The sequence below is a fragment of the Calditerrivibrio sp. genome (assembly GCF_049968475.1).
In the GTDB taxonomy this organism is placed as follows: domain Bacteria; phylum Chrysiogenota; class Deferribacteres; order Deferribacterales; family Calditerrivibrionaceae; genus Calditerrivibrio; species Calditerrivibrio nitroreducens_A.
Window position 1 is genome coordinate 37,763 of record NZ_JBMFQS010000003.1, and the last position, 17,174, is coordinate 54,936.

The 17,174-nt window shown below is 36.4% G+C and carries 16 protein-coding genes; 9 read left to right on the forward strand and 7 right to left on the reverse strand.

The window, feature by feature from the left end; all coding sequences use genetic code 11:
- Positions 1-5: 5 nt before the first annotated feature.
- A complete protein-coding gene (locus tag ACP5Q2_RS03970; protein ID WP_428097448.1) occupies positions 6-2,402 on the reverse strand; it encodes an ATP-dependent Clp protease ATP-binding subunit in 2,397 nt (798 codons plus the stop codon).
- Between the two features lie 112 nt (positions 2,403-2,514).
- Here ACP5Q2_RS03970 and ACP5Q2_RS03975 point away from each other — a divergent pair, with 112 nt between their 5' ends.
- Genes ACP5Q2_RS03975 through ACP5Q2_RS03990 form a run of 4 tightly spaced genes read left to right on the forward strand, consistent with a single transcriptional unit; the run spans position 2,515 to position 5,760 of the window.
- Positions 2,515-3,738: an HD-GYP domain-containing protein gene (locus tag ACP5Q2_RS03975; protein ID WP_428097451.1), complete on the forward strand. Its 1,224-nt coding sequence runs from the start codon at positions 2,515-2,517 to the stop codon at positions 3,736-3,738.
- The gene (locus tag ACP5Q2_RS03980; RefSeq protein WP_424605029.1) at positions 3,731-4,258 is read left to right on the forward strand and encodes a glycine cleavage system protein R; all 528 of its coding nucleotides are present in this window, start codon (positions 3,731-3,733) and stop codon (positions 4,256-4,258) included. The genes ACP5Q2_RS03975 and ACP5Q2_RS03980 overlap by 8 nt, the downstream gene beginning before the upstream one ends.
- A gap of 1 nt (position 4,259) precedes the next feature.
- Positions 4,260-4,766, forward strand: a complete 507-nt coding sequence (gene def / locus ACP5Q2_RS03985; RefSeq protein WP_424605028.1) for a peptide deformylase — start codon at positions 4,260-4,262, stop codon at positions 4,764-4,766.
- Positions 4,767-4,809: 43 nt separating this feature from the next.
- Complete coding sequence (locus tag ACP5Q2_RS03990) at positions 4,810-5,760, forward strand: 2-hydroxyacid dehydrogenase (protein WP_428097454.1); 951 nt, start codon at positions 4,810-4,812, stop codon at positions 5,758-5,760.
- Positions 5,761-5,807: 47 nt separating this feature from the next.
- On the opposite strand, the gene ACP5Q2_RS03995 is transcribed toward ACP5Q2_RS03990, so the two are convergent.
- On the reverse strand, positions 5,808-6,233 hold the full coding sequence (locus ACP5Q2_RS03995; protein WP_424605026.1) for a hypothetical protein: 426 nt from the start codon (positions 6,231-6,233) through the stop codon (positions 5,808-5,810).
- Between the two features lie 179 nt (positions 6,234-6,412).
- Between ACP5Q2_RS03995 and sppA the strand changes: the two genes are divergently transcribed.
- Both sppA and ACP5Q2_RS04005 read left to right on the forward strand, forming a co-directional pair.
- Positions 6,413-7,267, forward strand: a complete 855-nt coding sequence (gene sppA / locus ACP5Q2_RS04000; RefSeq protein ID WP_424605025.1) for a signal peptide peptidase SppA — start codon at positions 6,413-6,415, stop codon at positions 7,265-7,267.
- Between the two features lies 1 nt (position 7,268).
- The gene (locus ACP5Q2_RS04005) at positions 7,269-7,709 is read left to right on the forward strand and encodes a bacteriohemerythrin (protein ID WP_428097458.1); all 441 of its coding nucleotides are present in this window, start codon (positions 7,269-7,271) and stop codon (positions 7,707-7,709) included.
- A gap of 30 nt (positions 7,710-7,739) precedes the next feature.
- Here the strand turns inward: ACP5Q2_RS04005 and ACP5Q2_RS04010 are convergent, their stop codons facing one another.
- Positions 7,740-8,918 (reverse strand): sodium:solute symporter family transporter, encoded by a 1,179-nt coding sequence (locus ACP5Q2_RS04010; protein WP_428097461.1) that lies wholly within the window; start codon positions 8,916-8,918, stop codon positions 7,740-7,742.
- Between the two features lie 73 nt (positions 8,919-8,991).
- On the reverse strand, positions 8,992-9,513 hold the full coding sequence (locus tag ACP5Q2_RS04015) for a macro domain-containing protein (protein ID WP_428097463.1): 522 nt from the start codon (positions 9,511-9,513) through the stop codon (positions 8,992-8,994).
- A gap of 161 nt (positions 9,514-9,674) precedes the next feature.
- On the opposite strand from ACP5Q2_RS04015, the gene ACP5Q2_RS04020 reads away from it, so the two are divergent.
- From ACP5Q2_RS04020 to ACP5Q2_RS04030, 3 genes are read left to right on the forward strand one after another with little or no spacing between them, the layout of a single operon-like run.
- Positions 9,675-10,454 carry a nitrilase-related carbon-nitrogen hydrolase gene (locus ACP5Q2_RS04020; RefSeq protein ID WP_428097466.1) on the forward strand — a complete coding sequence of 260 codons (780 nt, stop codon included), beginning with the start codon at positions 9,675-9,677 and terminating at the stop codon, positions 10,452-10,454.
- 22 nt (positions 10,455-10,476) lie between these two features.
- Positions 10,477-12,069, forward strand: coding sequence for an acetyl-CoA hydrolase/transferase C-terminal domain-containing protein (locus tag ACP5Q2_RS04025; protein ID WP_428097469.1), 1,593 nt, complete (start codon positions 10,477-10,479; stop codon positions 12,067-12,069).
- Between the two features lie 43 nt (positions 12,070-12,112).
- Positions 12,113-13,036: an AEC family transporter gene (locus tag ACP5Q2_RS04030; RefSeq protein WP_428097472.1), complete on the forward strand. Its 924-nt coding sequence runs from the start codon at positions 12,113-12,115 to the stop codon at positions 13,034-13,036.
- Here the strand turns inward: ACP5Q2_RS04030 and csrA are convergent.
- From csrA to ACP5Q2_RS04045, 3 genes are read right to left on the reverse strand one after another with little or no spacing between them, the layout of a single operon-like run.
- Positions 13,033-13,263 carry a carbon storage regulator CsrA gene (gene csrA, locus ACP5Q2_RS04035; RefSeq protein WP_428097475.1) on the reverse strand — a complete coding sequence of 77 codons (231 nt, stop codon included), beginning with the start codon at positions 13,261-13,263 and terminating at the stop codon, positions 13,033-13,035. The two genes, ACP5Q2_RS04030 and csrA, sit on opposite strands and share 4 nt — an antisense overlap.
- 3 nt (positions 13,264-13,266) lie before the next feature.
- Entirely contained in the window at positions 13,267-13,734 is a 468-nt protein-coding gene (gene fliW / locus ACP5Q2_RS04040; RefSeq protein ID WP_424605017.1) for a flagellar assembly protein FliW, read from the reverse strand.
- Between the two features lie 10 nt (positions 13,735-13,744).
- A complete protein-coding gene (locus tag ACP5Q2_RS04045) occupies positions 13,745-17,170 on the reverse strand; it encodes a hypothetical protein (RefSeq protein WP_428097479.1) in 3,426 nt (1,141 codons plus the stop codon).
- Positions 17,171-17,174: the final 4 nt, after the last annotated feature.

Sequence of the window (17,174 nt, forward strand, 5' to 3'; positions counted from 1 at the left end):
CTTTATTATCTAAAATGGACACTATTATTTTTGAGAATTACAGAGATATTTTTCCGTTTGTGAAACTTCCCATCCAATAATAGTTCACTTAAAGGATCTTCGATAAACTTAGATATGAGGCGTCTCAATGGTCTTGCCCCATAGCTATAATCGTATTCCTGACTTAAGATAAATTTTTTCACATTTTCACTGACGTTGAGATACTTCCCATTTTTGGACAATAGATCGTTTATTTCTTTAATATACTTGTCAATAATTTTCATAAGATCATCCTGACCAAGTGGTTTAAATACCACTATATTATCGATTCTGTTTAAGAATTCCGGTCTAAAAAACTCTTTTATCTCTTTGTGGGCATACTGGCAGAAGGTTTCGTAATCTATATTATTATTCTCTATTTCATTAAATCCAAGTTTTTTTCTACCAAGAAAAGATTTCGTTCCAAGGTTTGAAGTCATGATGATTATGGCGTTTTTAAAGGAGCATCTTCTACCGTATGAATCGGTTATGAAACCTTCATCCATTATTTGTAACAATATATTCAATACCTCAGGGTCAGCCTTCTCTATTTCATCAAATAAAACCACACTGTAAGGCTTTCTACGGATCATTTCTGTCAGCTTCCCTCCATCATCATATCCAACATAACCTGGAGGAGATCCTAGGAGTTTTGAAACTGAGTGCTTTTCCATAAATTCACTCATATCCACTCTTATTAAAAAATCTTCTTTACCAAAGAAATTTAAAGCAAGCTGCTTTGCAAGCTCCGTTTTACCAACACCTGTTGGCCCCAGAAAGAGGAAATTTGCAATCGGTTTTTTCCCATCGTGTAAACCAGCCACACCTTTTTTAATAGCTTTTGCAACTACTTCTATCGCTTCTGATTGACCAATCACCTCAGATTCAAGCTTGCTTTTTAGCATCAGTGCTTTTTGAATATCTGATGAAGTGACGTTTGAGATATTTATCCTTGAAATTTTTGATACAATTTCATTTATGTCTGATATTGTTATCTCTGAGTAGCTATTTTTACTGCGGTTTAACCATGCGGAGTATCTTTTTCTATAAAGTTCCCCCAGGGATTCAATTTCTGTGGTAATCCTTTCCGCATTGACATAATTTTCAGCATTAATGAGAAGTTTTTTCTTCATCAGGAGGCTATTTAGTTTATCTTTTAAGTTTTTCAGCTCTTCAGGGAATTGTTCATTCTTAAGCTTTACATGGGATGAGGCTTCATCTAAAATATCTATCGACTTATCCGGCTGATATCGATCTGTAATATATCTCTCGGACAGATGGATTATTTTATCTACTATTTCATCAGTTATAAAGACCTTATGGTATTGTTCGTATCTATTTTTTAGCCCAAGGAGTATCTTTTTTGTCTGCTGTGGGGTGGGGGGCTCCACCAAAATTGTTTGAAATCTCCTTTCAAGGGCGGAATCTTTTTCTATATATTTTCTATACTCTTTTATGGTTGTGGCGCCTATGCACTGAAACAAGCCTTTTGATAGATATGGTTTTAAAATATTAGCCGCATCCACTCCCCCTTCAGAGTCTCCGGCCCCCACCATAGTATGTATTTCATCAATGAAAACAATTATATCACCACTATTTTCAACCTCTTTGAGCAAAACCTGCATCCTTTCCTCAAATTGTCCTCTGTATTTTGTACCAGCCACAATAGTACCAAACTCCATACTGATGATCCTTTTATTCCTAAGAGAGAGGGGCACTTCAGCATTTGCGATCTTTATTGCAAGACCTTCCACAATGGCAGTTTTCCCTGTTCCGGGTTCACCAATGAGGATTGCATTGTTTTTAGTCCTTCTGCAAAGGATCTCTATTAACCTATCTATCTCAGAATCCCTTTCAATGACGGGGTCTAATTTATTTTCTGTAGCAAGCTTTGTAAGATCTTTACAAAAATAATCTATATTTGGGGTTTCGGTTTTCGATTTATTGGTTTGTACTTTCAACCGTTGTAATTCTTCCCGCAATGTATACAGATCAAAGCCGTATTTTGTGAGTATCTGGGATGCCTTACCCCTTTTCTCCTTGATTAGACCCAACAGGATATGTTCTGGTTGTACAAACTTTTCCCCCAACAGTCTTGCTTCCTCTAATGCAAACTCCATTGCTCTTTTGGCATTAGCACTAAAAGGCATGCTCCCTTTAAGAAAAAATGTATCTGTCTTTGCGCAGTTTTGCTTTATATCCTGAATCATTGTGTTTATATCTACGTTAAAGGTCTCAAAGAGGGTGGATATGTGTCCTGATTTTTCACGAAGTATCCCAAGAAGGATATGCTCTGTATCGATTGTTCCATTGGCGAGCTTTTCCGCTTCGTCTCTCGAATAGAGGATTGCACGCCTTGTTCTGTCTGTAAAAAGATCAAACATAAAATTCCTTTTGATTTTTATTATTTTTCTATTATAATAATACAAGAAAGATATATGTCAAGAGACCATTGGGGGAGCTTGTAGTTATATAGCTCATAGGATAGGGGGTTTAATGTTAAAAGCTATACCTATTAATGAAATAAAAGCAGGGATGACAATCTTAAAATGTGATAAAGAGTGGTTGAATTTGCCTTTATTTGGGAAACCACTCGAATCTGATGATATTATAAAAATTTTAAAAAATTATGGTGTATCAAAGGTATATATCTCTGTAGATCAGGAAGAAAATCGTTCTTCAAACTTTGAAGCCACAGCGGAAGAGGAGGTATTGAATAACACCGCAGATATAAAGAAGTATTCCGCCACTATAGAAGAGGTCAGTCATATTCAGAGGATTCATAAAAATAGTGTAGAGATTGTTCAGGAGATTTTAAAAGACATCAGAAAAGGTAATTCTATTTCCATGGAGGACATCACACTGGTGATTGATCAATTTCTGGAGGATTGTTTCAAAAATCCTACGCTTGTGGCAAGTGTTACCAGAAAAAAAAATAGTGATGATTACGAAGTAAGCCATGCCATGAATGTGTCCATTCTTAATATGGCTCTAGGGCGCAAGTTAGGGCTTGATATTGAGCAGATGAAAATGGTAGGTATTGGTGGTTTGCTTCATGATATAGGTAAAGCAAAGATCCCGGAAAGTGTGTTAAAAAAGCCTGGTAAGCTTACAGATGAGGAGTTTGCCATTGTAAAAAAGCACCCGGAATATGGTTATGAGATGTTAAAGGGGAGATTTCCCAAGCCGGTTTTGGAGTGTGTACTTTTTCACCACGAAAAGGCGGATGGAAGTGGTTATCCATTTGGTTTAAAAGAGTCTGCTATCCCAAGATATGCAAAAATTACCTCCGTATCCGATGTTTATGATGCTATTACCAGTGACAAGGCATACAAAAATGGTTCCTCAGCCCCAAAGGCCATATCCGAGATGCTGAGGAGCTCTGGTATTCAGTTTAATAATGTACTTCTTAAGATGTTTATAGAGATTCTTGGAGGATATCCGTCAGGAACAGTTGTATTGCTTGACACCGGGGAGATAGCGGTTGTTTTCAAAGAAAATCACAAAGAGCCACAATATCCTCTTGTGATAGTTGTGACTGATAAAAATCAGATGCAATGTCAACCTTACCTTTTTGATTTAAATGAATACAATCTGTTGACTAAAAAGCATTATAAAACTATATTAACAGCTCTGGATGCAAAAAAGTATGGAATAGACCCAAATAAAGTGATAGAGATGTTTATAAATAACACCTCTTTGGAGGCAAGATATGGATAGAAGATTTTATGCACTGACGTTTGTTTCAGAGGATCGGCCTGGGATTGTGGCGGATGTTACGAAGATTCTTTACGAAAAAGGTTTCAATATAGAGGATTCCAGCTCTACGCTACTTAGGGGTATATTTGCTATGATTTTAATAGTAAGCACAAGAGAGGATATCGATGAAGCAACCATTCAGAAACTATTTTCTCCACTTGATTATATGACTATCAGCGCAAAGAGGATAGATCGTGATGTGCCTGAAACTGAGGGGGAAAGTTACTCGATATCTGTTTATGGCGCAGATAAGGCAGGTATTGTATATAATGTGTCTAAGTTTCTGTCGGATAGAAAGATAAATATTGTGGATCTTCAAACTAAAGTTGCTGGTAAAAAGGATAAACCTATATACATAATGATATTAGAGGTTGTTGTACCAAAAGGATCTGATGGTGATTGGGTAGAGAAGTTGAAGGAGATTGCGAGGGGTATGGGTATAGATATATCTGTAAAATCGATAGAGACATTCGAGTTTTAATATGGCCGTAAGAGAGGTTTTGACATATCCAAATCCAAAGCTAAAAGAGATTTCCGAGGAGGTTCGGGAGATTGATGATTATGTAAGATCTGTGATTACAGATCTCAAAGATACTATGGAAGATGCAGGGCATTCCGTTGGTATTGCTGCGCCTCAGATTGGGGAATTAATAAGGGTTATCGTGGTGGATCCGTCTAAAAATCCAAAGTGTAAAGAGCACCATGGACCTAACGTTATGATAAACCCTGAGATTATAAAATGGGAAGGTTTGACGCAATTCAGGGAAGGGTGTATGAGTGTACCCGATTACACCGGCAATGTTACGAGGGCTGAAAAAATATTAGTTCAATTTCTTGACGAAAATGGAGAACAAAAGGTTTTTGAAACGGAAGGTTTTGAGGCTATCCTTATTCAGCATGAGATAGATCACTTAGACGGTGTACTTTTTATAGATAGAATTATATCCAAAAGGACAGATCTGTTTAAAAGGAAAAACTATAAAAAGTAGTTTATCTTTGTATTTTTTAAACTAAATTATTTAGAGGTCTGATGTGGACAAGATCGTGGTTACGCAAAAATTACAATATCCAGTTGTTGAAAAACTGAGTGGATACAACATTTTTTACAACGATAAAGATATGCAGTTGGATAGGGAAGAATTACTGATGCAAACCTCCGATGCGGTTGCCATCGTTTCGATGCTTTCGGATAAAATTGATAAAGAGCTTATAGATAATGCGAAAAAGCTTAAGATTATAGTGAACTACGCTGTGGGATTTAACAATATCGACGTTGTTTATGCAAAAGAAAAAGGGATCGTTGTGTGTAATACACCACATATTTTGACGGAGACAACTGCCGAATTAGCTTTTGCACTCATGATCTCTGTTGCCAGAAGGTTGGTGGAGGCTGATAGATTTATCCGTGAAGGTAGATTTAAAGGGTGGACTCCGAATCTTTTTTTGGGTACAGATCTTTTTAGGAAAAGAGTGGGGATTTTTGGATTTGGTCGAATAGGGCAGGCTTTTGCAAGGTGTTGCAGAGGTTTTGAAATGGATATAGTGTATACAGGTAGGAGTAGAAAATTTGAAGGGGAGTTGCTGACTAACGCTAAGTACCTACCTTTTGAAGAATTTGTATCCACTTCTGATTTTATTGTGGTTACAGCCCCTCTAAATGAATCAACAAGATATACCTTTACAATAGATACTTTTAAAAAGATGAAGAGGGATGCTATCTTTATAAATATAGGCAGAGGACCTATTGTGAAGGAATCTGATCTGGCTTTTGCGTTGAAAAATCATCTTATAAGGGGTGCAGGGCTTGATGTTTATGAGAATGAGCCGGAGATATATCCAGAGCTGATGGATCTGGAGAATGTTGTTCTATTACCCCATATAGGCAGTGCCACGGAAGAAACAAGGTACAACATGGCAGATCTATGCATCAGGAGTATAAAGGATTTTCTTGAAAAAGGGGAGAGACCCTGGAACGAGGTCTAAGATTTTTAAGGGTTATGATAAAGATCACAACCCTTAAAAGAAACTGTTTAGTAAAAAATTATCATTGATAATGATGGAAGGCCTGCTTTATTGAGCATCCCATCGACATTTGTTCTTATATATGGGTAAGCTATAATATTCTGGTTTGCTTTAATAAAATTTTTAAGGAGTTCCAGATCATGTTCATCATCCATGATGATATCCCCTCTGATTAATCCTGCGGCATCAAAAACCAGATAGTTTTTATCTTCCATAGGATTAACGGCTCTAAATTTAAATTCCATAGCATATCTGTAAAGATGTTTTCCATCATCTAATTTGCTTATGTGGGCGGTTTCCTGTACAACTGTGTCGAGGGTGATGCCAGGTTTAAATTTATCCTGCTCCTCAGGTTTCACTAAATATGTATTGTAGGACATAGCTGGAAACCAGGTGTGTCCCACCGCAAATTGTGTTGTGGTTTCATTTGACATAGATTATCTCCTCTCTTAAAAGTATTTCTGACTTTATAATATTGTTCAGTTGTATATGTCAATTGAAAATTTGCATTTAAAATTTATTAAATATAAAAGTTTAAACAAATTGATTGACTTAAAATTGCTTTAATCTATAATATAATAAGAATGAGAATGTTTGCCAAAGGTGTTATGTTATGAAAATTATAAAATTTCTTTTCAAGTTTCTTATTATTTTGTTGATAGCTGGCTTTGTTGGTAGATCAGTATATCTTTTAAATTACAAAAATCCAGTGATAAATAAAAAGCTGATAGTTTTACTTGACCTTGAAGGGATTATACTGGAATCTGATACCCTTATTGAAAAACTTAAAAAATATGAAAAAGATAGCAATGTAATTGGGATCATTTTAAGGATAAATTCTCCAGGGGGTGCAGTTGCCCCAAGTCAGGAGATATATAGATTTATTAAAAAAATGAGCAAACCGGTTTATGCTTCTATGTCTACAGTGGCCGCTTCCGGTGGTTATTATGTGGCGTCAGCCTGTGATAGAATTTATGCTATGCCGGGAACTATTACTGGGAGTATTGGTGTTATAATGAAGTTTACAGACTTATCTAAAATATACGATAAACTTGGTGTTAGGACAGAGACCATCAAGAGCGGAAAATTTAAAGACATAGGTAGTACCACCAGAAGCATGACAGAAGAAGAAAAGTCTATCCTTAAGCAGTCTGTGGATGATGTGTACAACCAGTTTATAGAAGATATACTAAGCAAAAGAACTTTTCTGAATAAAGAGGAACTGCTTAAATATGCAGACGGAAGAATAATTACCGGTAGGGAAGCCAAAAATCTTAAACTAGTCGATAAGTTGGGAAGCTATGAAGATGCTTATGAGGATATGAAAAAGGATAAAAATACTCCGGATGCTGAGCTTTTTATCCCAAAAGATGAAAAAACATTTTTACGAAAATTAATTGAAGAGACGAGAACCTCCATTAAAGAGGTTAAAGCCTTAAATGGACCACTTTATTTGATGGAGTATTGATATGAAAATAGAATGGAAAGATGAATTAAGTGTGGGGAACACCCAAATTGATGAACAGCACAAGACCCTTATAAACATTACAAATAAATTTCATAACGCCATGTTGAATGGAGAAGGTAATGAGGCCATATTGGATGTATTAAAGTTTTTGGATCTATATGTTAAGATACATTTCAGGACAGAAGAGAAATTTATGGAACAAACAAATTATCCCTTTTTGGAAGAACATAAACAACAACACAACGATATGATCGATTTTGTGGAAAATATGAAAAGGACTTTTGTTAGGAATAGAGATGACTACGAAAATGTGTTAAAGTTAAATATAAAGCTTATGAAGTGGTATTTAGACCATATCGGTAATTCGGATAAGAAGCTGGGGGATTATCTTCAGGACAAATCGATAAAAGTAGTGGTTGTGGATGATAATGTGAATAATTAATTCATCATTAACTAAAAAAGCTCCATCTGATTAAGCTATTAGTTTTGTAATTACTGTATAGATAACGTATAAAATCGGAAGTGTGTAAATAAAAAATGAAGTCCTTTTACCATATCTTAAATTGAAGATTATTATGATAAGGGGAAGAAATATCGATGTTCCTCTAAGTCCCATGGATAAAAAACTCCATTCTAATATACTACTTTTTACATTTAGAGTTATCATTGATGAAATTATAATTAAGATAAGTCCGGTTATCCTGTAAAAAAAGATAGGGTTATCACTTACTCTTTTATAGTATATCTTTATATGATCTTCAAAAAGCATAGTAAGTGTACCCAAGAAGAGTCCAGATGCTGTTCCTATCGATATAATAAATATAAAGACGAGAAAAATGGAAGATATACCAAAAGGGATATATGTCTGGATGAAAATGGCAAGTACATCTGATGTTATTGGAATGTCTGGTTTGATATTTTTCATATATAGACCTATCAAATAAAACCCCAATCCCACCGGTGGTATAATTAATGCTGCAAGTAGTGAACCATTTCTTGCGTGTTTTACATCTTTTGCCGCAAAAATAGCCTGTAGGTATGTCTGGGTGGATAACACGCCTAAAATTGTTGAAATAGTGTCTTTTAATCCCCTTGCGAATCCATATTCTTTTAAATTTTGTTGAATAAAATAAAAACCATTTTTAAAAATAATGATTAAAGAGAATGCTAAGATCATATACAGCATATAGAATTTATATTGTCCTAAAAATGATGCCCCTTTTATCCCGAATAGTATTATGAAAAAGAAGATAAAAAAAGATGTAATCACAATAGATGCTTCAAAAGAAACTTTTATATTTGCCCTGATTATTGAGGATGCTGCTATCATTTGGGCTACAGTTTGCAAGAATATACCAGCAAGTGCAAAAAAAGATAAGTATTTTCTGGTATGTTCACCAAATCTCTTCCCAATGAGTTCTATTACCGTAATACTTTCTGATTCCCTCAATTTATAAGAGAAGAATATACCAAGTATCAGGCAAGCAAAGGCACTTGAAAAGGTAAATATAAGTGACGGAGCACCATATTCGTAGGCCATCTGGGTGGTACCTATTGTGGATGCTCCCCCCACTAATGTACCAACTATCAGAAATGCTACATGATAAAAATTGAGTTTACGACCGTATAGTGTCCATTCAGAACTTTCCATTGATACACTATTCTTAAATAGAGTGTAGGTGATAAATATAGCAAGAAATAGAAAAAAAATTAATGAATTTATATCAGTTGTGATCATGTTCTGAAAAGCTGACAAATATTTTATAATCCTCATCGTCAAAAAGACAAAGTATAATATCTTCAAGGTATTGAGGATTGGTGTTTATAAAATCCCTGACTGCCCTGGTGATTATTTCTGCGGCCTCTTTTTTAGGATAGCCAAAGATCCCAGTGGAGATGGCTGGTAGGGCTATAGACTTTAGTCTATTATTTTCAGCTAATTTAAGAGCGTTGAAAACGGCGTTATAAAGTAATTTATCAGAAGGGTTGTCTATTTTATATCTTGGACCTACGGCATGAATGACATATTTTGCTTTGAGGTTGCCACCAGATGTAATAACTGCTTCACCAACGGGGCAATGGCCGATTTTATCACATTCATCCTGAATCTGTTTACCACCTTTTTTTGCTATAGCACCTGCGACGCCTCCCCCAAGCTTTAAAGAGCTATTAGCTGGATTAACTATTGCATCTGTAAAAAGCTCTGTTATATCCCCTTTAAGATAACTTACGGTTACTTTACTCATAAAACCCCCTTTTAAAACAATATCTTTTTATAATAAAAATCATCAGTATTTTCAATAATAAAAAATTAATTTAATTAATAGAAAAAATCTATACTAATTCTTTATATTTAGTGCTTGACTTTTTAAAAATAATGTTTTAAAAAGAGTATAGGGTTGTGAATATGAAAGTTACGTGTATACAGAATATAATTTATACTGGTGATATCCGGAGCAATACTAGTAATTTTATCAATAGAATAGTGTCTTGTAATGAGGATGTGGTTGTTTTGCCAGAGATGTGGTTTTGCGGGTTTGATTATCAAAATATGAAAAGGTATGCCCAGGAAACCAACGGAATTATAGATATTCTAAAATCAAACGGGAAAGGGAAAATTATTGTATCTTCTATGCCGGAAATAGAAGGGAATGACCTTTATAACACGGTGTATGTTGTTGGAGAAAATGGGATTTTAGCTAAATATAGGAAGCAGTTTTTGTTTTCACCACAGAGGGAAGATGAATATTTTAAAGCTTCTGACAACGACATAACAGTATTTGAATATAAAGGTTTTAAATTTGCAGTTGCCACTTGCTATGAGATAAGGTTTCCAGAGATTTTTAGAATTGGGGCTTACAAAGGCGCAGAGGTGTTCCTTGTGCCAGCCATATGGCCTGCGGCAAAATCCTCCCACTGGTTGACCCTATTAAAGGCAAGGGCCATTGAGAATCAGGCATTTGTTGTGGGGTGTTCCTCCTCATCGGTTGTTAGGAGAGAAAAGGTTTTAAAATGTGGTTATTCAGCTGCTTATGATCCATGGGGGGAGCAGCTTTTTTCTTTGGGTGAGGAGAGCTCTATGGCTTCTGCGGAGCTAGATATTTCTAAGATTTCGGCCGTAAGGGAGCAGATCCCGAGTCTTAATGATGCAAAAAAATGTTTTTACATTAATAAAAAACCGCTTTGAGCGGAAAGTTTAGGAGGAATATATGTCAGATTACGGTACACTTGAATCCAGAGTAAGGATGAAAAGTCTTCTTTCAAAAGTTATGAAGCCTGAAGACACAATTCAGTTTTTTAAGCCAGGGATGAATCTTGGTTGGTCAGGGTTTACTCCTGCTGGTTATCCAAAAGTAGTACCAATAGCTCTTGCGGACTACGTTGAGAAGAATAATCTGCAGGGTAAGTGGAAGTTTAACCTTTTTATAGGTGCTTCTGTTGGTGTTGAAACGGAAGACAGATGGGCTGCTCTGGATATGATCGATAGAAGATGGCCTTATCAAACAGGTAAAAATATTCAAAAGGGGATTAACGAAGGTAGAATTAGAATGGGTGATAAACACCTTTCTCTTTTTGCTCAGGATCTGGGCTATGGTTTCTACACAAAAGACACTGAAACAGGGAAGCTTGATCTGGGTATTATCGAGGTGTCTGCAATTACTGAGGATGGTGGACTTGTGCCCACCTCATCATGCGCAGTTATTCCTGAAATTTTGATGATTTGTGATAAAATTATTGTTGAGGTTAACACTGGTGAGCCTTCTTTTGAAGGTATGCACGATATAATGGTTCTGAATCATCCACCTAAGAGGCAGATAATTCCAATTACCAAAGCCAATGATAGAGTGGGGACAACTTATGTTCCTTGTGATCCAAATAAAATTATAGCTATAGTTGAGTCTAAACTCAGAGATAAAGGTAGAGCATTTTCTGAGCTTGATGATACTTCCGATACAATTGCAGCTCACATCCTTGATTTCTTTGACTTTGAGGTTAAAAAAGGTAGATTGCCTAAGAACCTTCTCCCGCTTCAGTCCGGCGTTGGTTCCATTGCAAATGCTGTTGTGGGTGGCCTTGTGAAGGGGCATTTCTACAATCTTTCCGTTTATACTGAAGTTCTTCAGGATACTATGCTTGATCTCTTCGATTCTGGTAAACTGGATTTTGCATCAGCATGCTCACTTTCTCTTTCTGAAGATCCAGGATTCCCAAGATTTTTCGAAAAAATGGATTTTTATGCATCAAGAATAACTTTGAGACCACTTTCCATTTCCAACTCTCCTGAGGTTATCAGAAGACTTGGTGCTATCGCTATGAATACTCCAGTGGAATTTGATATATATGGACATGCAAACTCTACTCTTGTGGGTGGTACAAGAATGATTAACGGTATTGGTGGTTCTGGTGACTTCTTGAGAAATGGTTATCTTTCAATTATGCATACACCATCTGTCCGCCCAAGTAAGACAGATCCTATCGGTATTACGTGTGTTGTTCCAAAAGCACCTCATATAGACCATACTGAGCATGACATTGATGTCTTAGTTACAGAACAGGGTCTTGCAGATTTAAGAGGTCTTGCACCAAAAGACAGAGCTCGTGAAATCATCAAGAAGTGTGCTCATCCAGAGTATAAACCTATCCTGATGGAATACCTTGAAATGGCTGAAAGGGAGTGTTTTAGAAAAGGTGTAGGCCATGAGCCTCAGCTTTTCGACCGTTGCTTCAAGATGCAGCTTAACCTTGAAAGAAACGGTACAATGAGAATCAAAAACTGGGATATAAAAGTAGATCTTGACTAATTATAAATTTTTAGGGGGAGTATTAACTCCCCCAATTTAAAGAATGCTCAATACCTCTTTATTAGTTTTACCAATATTTGTTGTCGTATTTTTTGGTTATTTTTTGAAACGATTTGGGTATATCGACGATGTTTATGTTAAAAGTAATAATAAACTGATATTCAACTTTTTTTTGCCTTTACTGCTATTTTATGAAATATCAAAGACAGCAATCAATGCTGAAAGTTATCTGCTTATAATTATTGTGATGGTTGCTTCTATTTTTACAATTTTTATATTCAGCTTTCTATTTGGTAAAGTTTTAAAAATGCCCCAATACAGCCTTGGAACCTTTGCTATGAATAATTTTAGGGCAAACTATGCTTACATGGGGCTTCCGATATCTTTTTATGCTTTCGGGAAAGAGGGGTTATCGATAGGTAGCATATTGATGGCGGTTATCGTTCCGTTTGTGAATCTTTTATCAGTGGTTGCACTTAGTATAGGGAAAAAGAGTGATAAGAGTAAACTCATGTTTTTTATCCAGTCTACACTTATCAATCCCATCGCTTTTTCCTGTATTTTAGGTTTAATATTTTCATATTTTAAGGTAGAACTACCAGTATTTATTACAAGGTCGATTGATATAGTCAGTAAAGTAGCTCTCCCTCTGGCACTAATCGGTATTGGAGCAACGATAAATTTTAACTATATAAGGGGGAATAAATTTTACCTTTTGATGGTTGTAATTATAAAACTTTTTGTCCTTCCATTTGTGGCACTGTCTTATATTTATCTTTTTAATATTAAATTGGATATCGTTTCCAAGGTTTTAATAGTAATGCTTGCCTCCCCACCTGCAACGGTGAACTTTGTTCTGGCGGATATGATGGGTGGAGATAAAGAGCTTTCCAGCGGAGCTATAATGCTAAGCACTCTTATGGCTATATTTTCATTTATATTTTGGCTAACTGTATTAAAAGTTTAGCCTTTATTCTTTTTCAAATAGTCGATAAGAGAAACGATATTCTCCTGGGCTGTAGCTTCAATATTCTCCTGTTTTATAGCTTCGTAAATCTCTTTTCGGTAGACAGAGACAGACTTGGGTGCCTCTATTCCGATCTTTACAGATTTTTGATTTACGTCCACTATCTTTATCTCAATATCATCGCCTATTATTAAACTTTCCCCTATCTTGCGGGTGAGTACAAGCATATACTATTCCTTGAAGAGTGGTGTTTTTATCTGGTATCTATCATCCTCCAAAATTATCTGTTTTGCAAGTTTTTTTTGTACATTTATTGCAAGGGGAGCTTTCAGATTGACGGTGGCATCTTTTGGGTTTGCAGGAACAACCACAATGCCAAAGAGTACAAGATCATCTCTGGATTTTGCCTGGAGTATCTTCAAGTCTCTTTTATGGATTTCTGGTGCATAGTCAGGGAAAAAAGATTTTATGTCTATTATGACAAAAGATACTGTGGGATCTTCAGAAGAATGAAAAACGTAGAAAGGGAGGTGTTCTTCTGACGAGATCAAAAGAAAGTCGCTCAAATGGGCGAATCCCAAAAGTGGAGATGTCATGTAAAAGATATCGCCATCTGTAAACTCAAGTTTTCCATACTTTAAAGAGTATAAAACCTTTTTCTCCATCTGTTTTCTTTTTGCATTAGCTTTTGCTTCCATATATGGCCTCCTATCTTATGTAATCTAATATTGAGAGTTGCATTATTTTAGATGCTGTGGCAAGGGCTGCCTGGTATGCCTGTTGGGCCAGCTGAAACTCTGTAATCGCTTTTGTGGCATCCTCGCCTCTTGAACCAAGGTATTTGGATTTTATATCTTCTGCAACCGTTTTGACGGTTGCTTGAAAATTTACTACTGCATCAGCTCTATTTTTTCTAGTACCGGCCATTGTGAGTTTTTCATTAATCTGATTTTCTGCTTTATCCAGTATCCCTATTTCGTAGTTTATTCCTGATCCTACCGTTGATGTAAAAGAGTCAGTGGCATAAGCGGTACCGGCATCGAAAGACAATTTTACCCCGTCAGCCACAAATTTGGTTTGATTTGCAGTATCAAATTTAAGTTCGTTTACCAAGTCACCTTTTGAATTGGTTATTTTAATCTTTATTTCATCACCTTTTTTGAAAAATCCGAGGGTACCTTGATGATCACCTGAAACGATCATATTGTTTAATCCGGTGTAATTAAAAACAAGCTGATTATCTAAATTTTGGGCAACTATTGAAGGGGTTGGAGTTAAAGCAGTTATTTTATTGTTTATTTCTGAAATCAGATCATCCAGGGAGGTGTAGTCTCTTTTTTGTACAGTTATATCTGCGTTATTCCAATTTGTACCATCGTAGTAACTAAATTGTAGAGTGCGCTGGAGATCTGTGCTATTTGCAAGGTTTAGATTGGGTGTGGTTTTACTGTAAACGATGTTTTGCTGTAGACCTAAAGCAGTGGCTGAAGCTGAATCTGATGGGTTTATCTCTATCTCCTGAAGCCCAGAACCTGATCTCAAAACGAGCCGGTTGTCCACCAATTCCGCTTTTACGCCAAGGTTGGCCAATGTGGTATCGGTGTTTATCACATTTACGATGTTGCTAATATTCACATTTGAGAAGGTTACCCTTGTCATACTATTATCTGCACCTTTTACTAATATATCAAAAGAAGCTTGGGTAGTGGCATCTATAGTATTTTTGGTGGATGTGGTGAGCTCTTTTTGTAGATAGAATGATGTTTTTTGATCCTGGCTTAGTACCTCATATTTCCACTCATCGTTGTAATTTCCTCTGAAAGTGCCGCCAAGGTAAGGTTTTAATGTGGATATAAAGTTTTCATCCCTCCATGCGGAAGGGGCACCTATACCCTCTTTTGGGATGTTGAGGTTGAGGGCGTTGTAAAGGTTTTTCAATGATCTAAAAGTATTGACGTTTTTCCCTTCCTGGACGATGTTCATATCACCAAAACTAAGGCTTGAAGATGCTTTTAAGCTGACTTTAAAGGATGATGGAATGGATATATCCGGTAAAATTATATTTACACCATAGCCAAGATCTATTGGTTCCCCTTTGTAGGTTGATGGATCTATGGTAATATCTTTTATAGTAATTCCATTTTTATCTTTTACTGTAATTGTTCCGGGAGCTGTGAAGGTTGAAATATACCAGTCGTCATCCAGACCACCATTGTACCTCCCCTGTAGAACGACATTCTGATCAACTTCGGGGTATCCTATACCGGAATTACTCGGGATAAGCTTGATGGAAAGTCTGCTGGTTCCACCCCTTTTGTCGGCCACTTCCAAGTATCCATTGTTTAATTTTGCATCCACCGTATTATCGTAAAGATCTTCGATAAATTTCAATAGATCTGAAATATTTTTCTCAGGTGCATATGGGTATCCATTGTTGCGGGGGGTGGCGGATTTATAGACATTGTTTGTACCATCGTCGAGTCTTACCGTGAGGATCGTATTATTGGAAAAGTTCATATTTAGCTTTTCAGCTACCAGGTTTCCACCATCAACTTTGAAATTATAAAGAAACTTTATGTCTGATGGCAACTGATTATTAAGTTGATTGGCAACATCCGTCAATGTTCTGCCCGCAGAGGCAGGAATCGATATCTGGTGGTTGTCCAGATTTACCGTAATGGCAGATGTGGTAACCACTGAAGTAAATGATACAGAAAGTGAATCGCTAAAATTATCATAACCGAAGTCAAAGGTGGTATCTTTACCTGAGGCTTCGATGGATCCAATTGCCATTCCAAAAGGGTTACCGTCTGATGCTGTTATTTTGAGTTTAACAGCGTTTCCAGCCCTTGTGGTGGCAAGCATAATTTTGTCACCATCCATCACTGCTTTAATCTCTTCCCCAAGCCCCTGACTTTCTAATTCTCTATTTATAGAAAATATTACGTCATTCAAATCAGTATAGCTTCTCGAATCTAACGTAACAGAATAATTGCGATTAGCATAAACTATTGATAGGGTTCTCTGGGCGGAATTATATTTTGTAAAATTGAGGTCAACATTATCCACACCAGTGATTTTGGCTGTACCAATTTTTAATCCGTTGTGATCTGTACCTGATATTTCGATACTATCTGCCAATGAAACGTTGGCGTCCTGAATCTCACTAAATTTTGTAGTTTCGGTAATTGCAAGACCTTTTATTGTATTAAAACGTGTTCCCTTAAGTATTCTTTCAACTTCAGTAAAAACCTCTTTCCCTGTGAAGTTTATGGTAACGTCCTGCTGGTAACCAATTTTTGTGGTAATCTGGCCGTCATCACCAAAGTAATTAATGTCATCTCCCGGTTTGTAATAGAAGGTGGCATTAAAAGAGCTATTAACTTCAGGTAGTTTTACTGCCACACCAACACCTAAATTTACAACTTCTCCAGGTTTATACTTAATCTTGATACTGGTTCCAGCAAAATTACCGTTTTTTGCTGATTCATCTGAACCATTTGAATCGATAATTACGTTTTCTCCATTAGCATTTTTTAGAGATATCTCCGCATAATCCCCCATAGAAATTACCGATACAGAGTAACTTCCCTCCTTTAACTCCGGAAGATCGGCAAAAACATCTCTTTTTATGACATCTGCGCCATTTACATTGCCATTTATTTTTACTGCACTGATGGCTCTACTATCCGCAGCAAAAGGTTTTGTATCGGTTTTATATCCCGCAAAAAAGTATCTACCGAAATAGTTTGCATTTCCAACATCGATGAGTGATTGAAGCATATTTGCCACATCTCCAGCCAGGGCTTTTCGGCTTGTGGCATTCTGGCTGTCATTTGCTCCGGCTACAGCATACTCACTTTTTGCATTTCTTATTATATCAAAAGCCCTTTGTAGTTCATTATCGTAATTCGATAGCCAGCTGATGGCATTTTCTGCATTCCTGGAAAATTGTTGACCTTCATCTATGGTGCGTTGCACATTTATTGCGGAAGCGTAAAACACGACGTCATTTTCAGGATTTATGAGATTTCTCCCTTTCGTTACTTTGTCATTTGCAATTGTTACCTTTTCAAGGCTATTGCCTAAATTATTCAGATATTTTAATGAAAGCATGTTAAAGGTAACTCTCATAGTT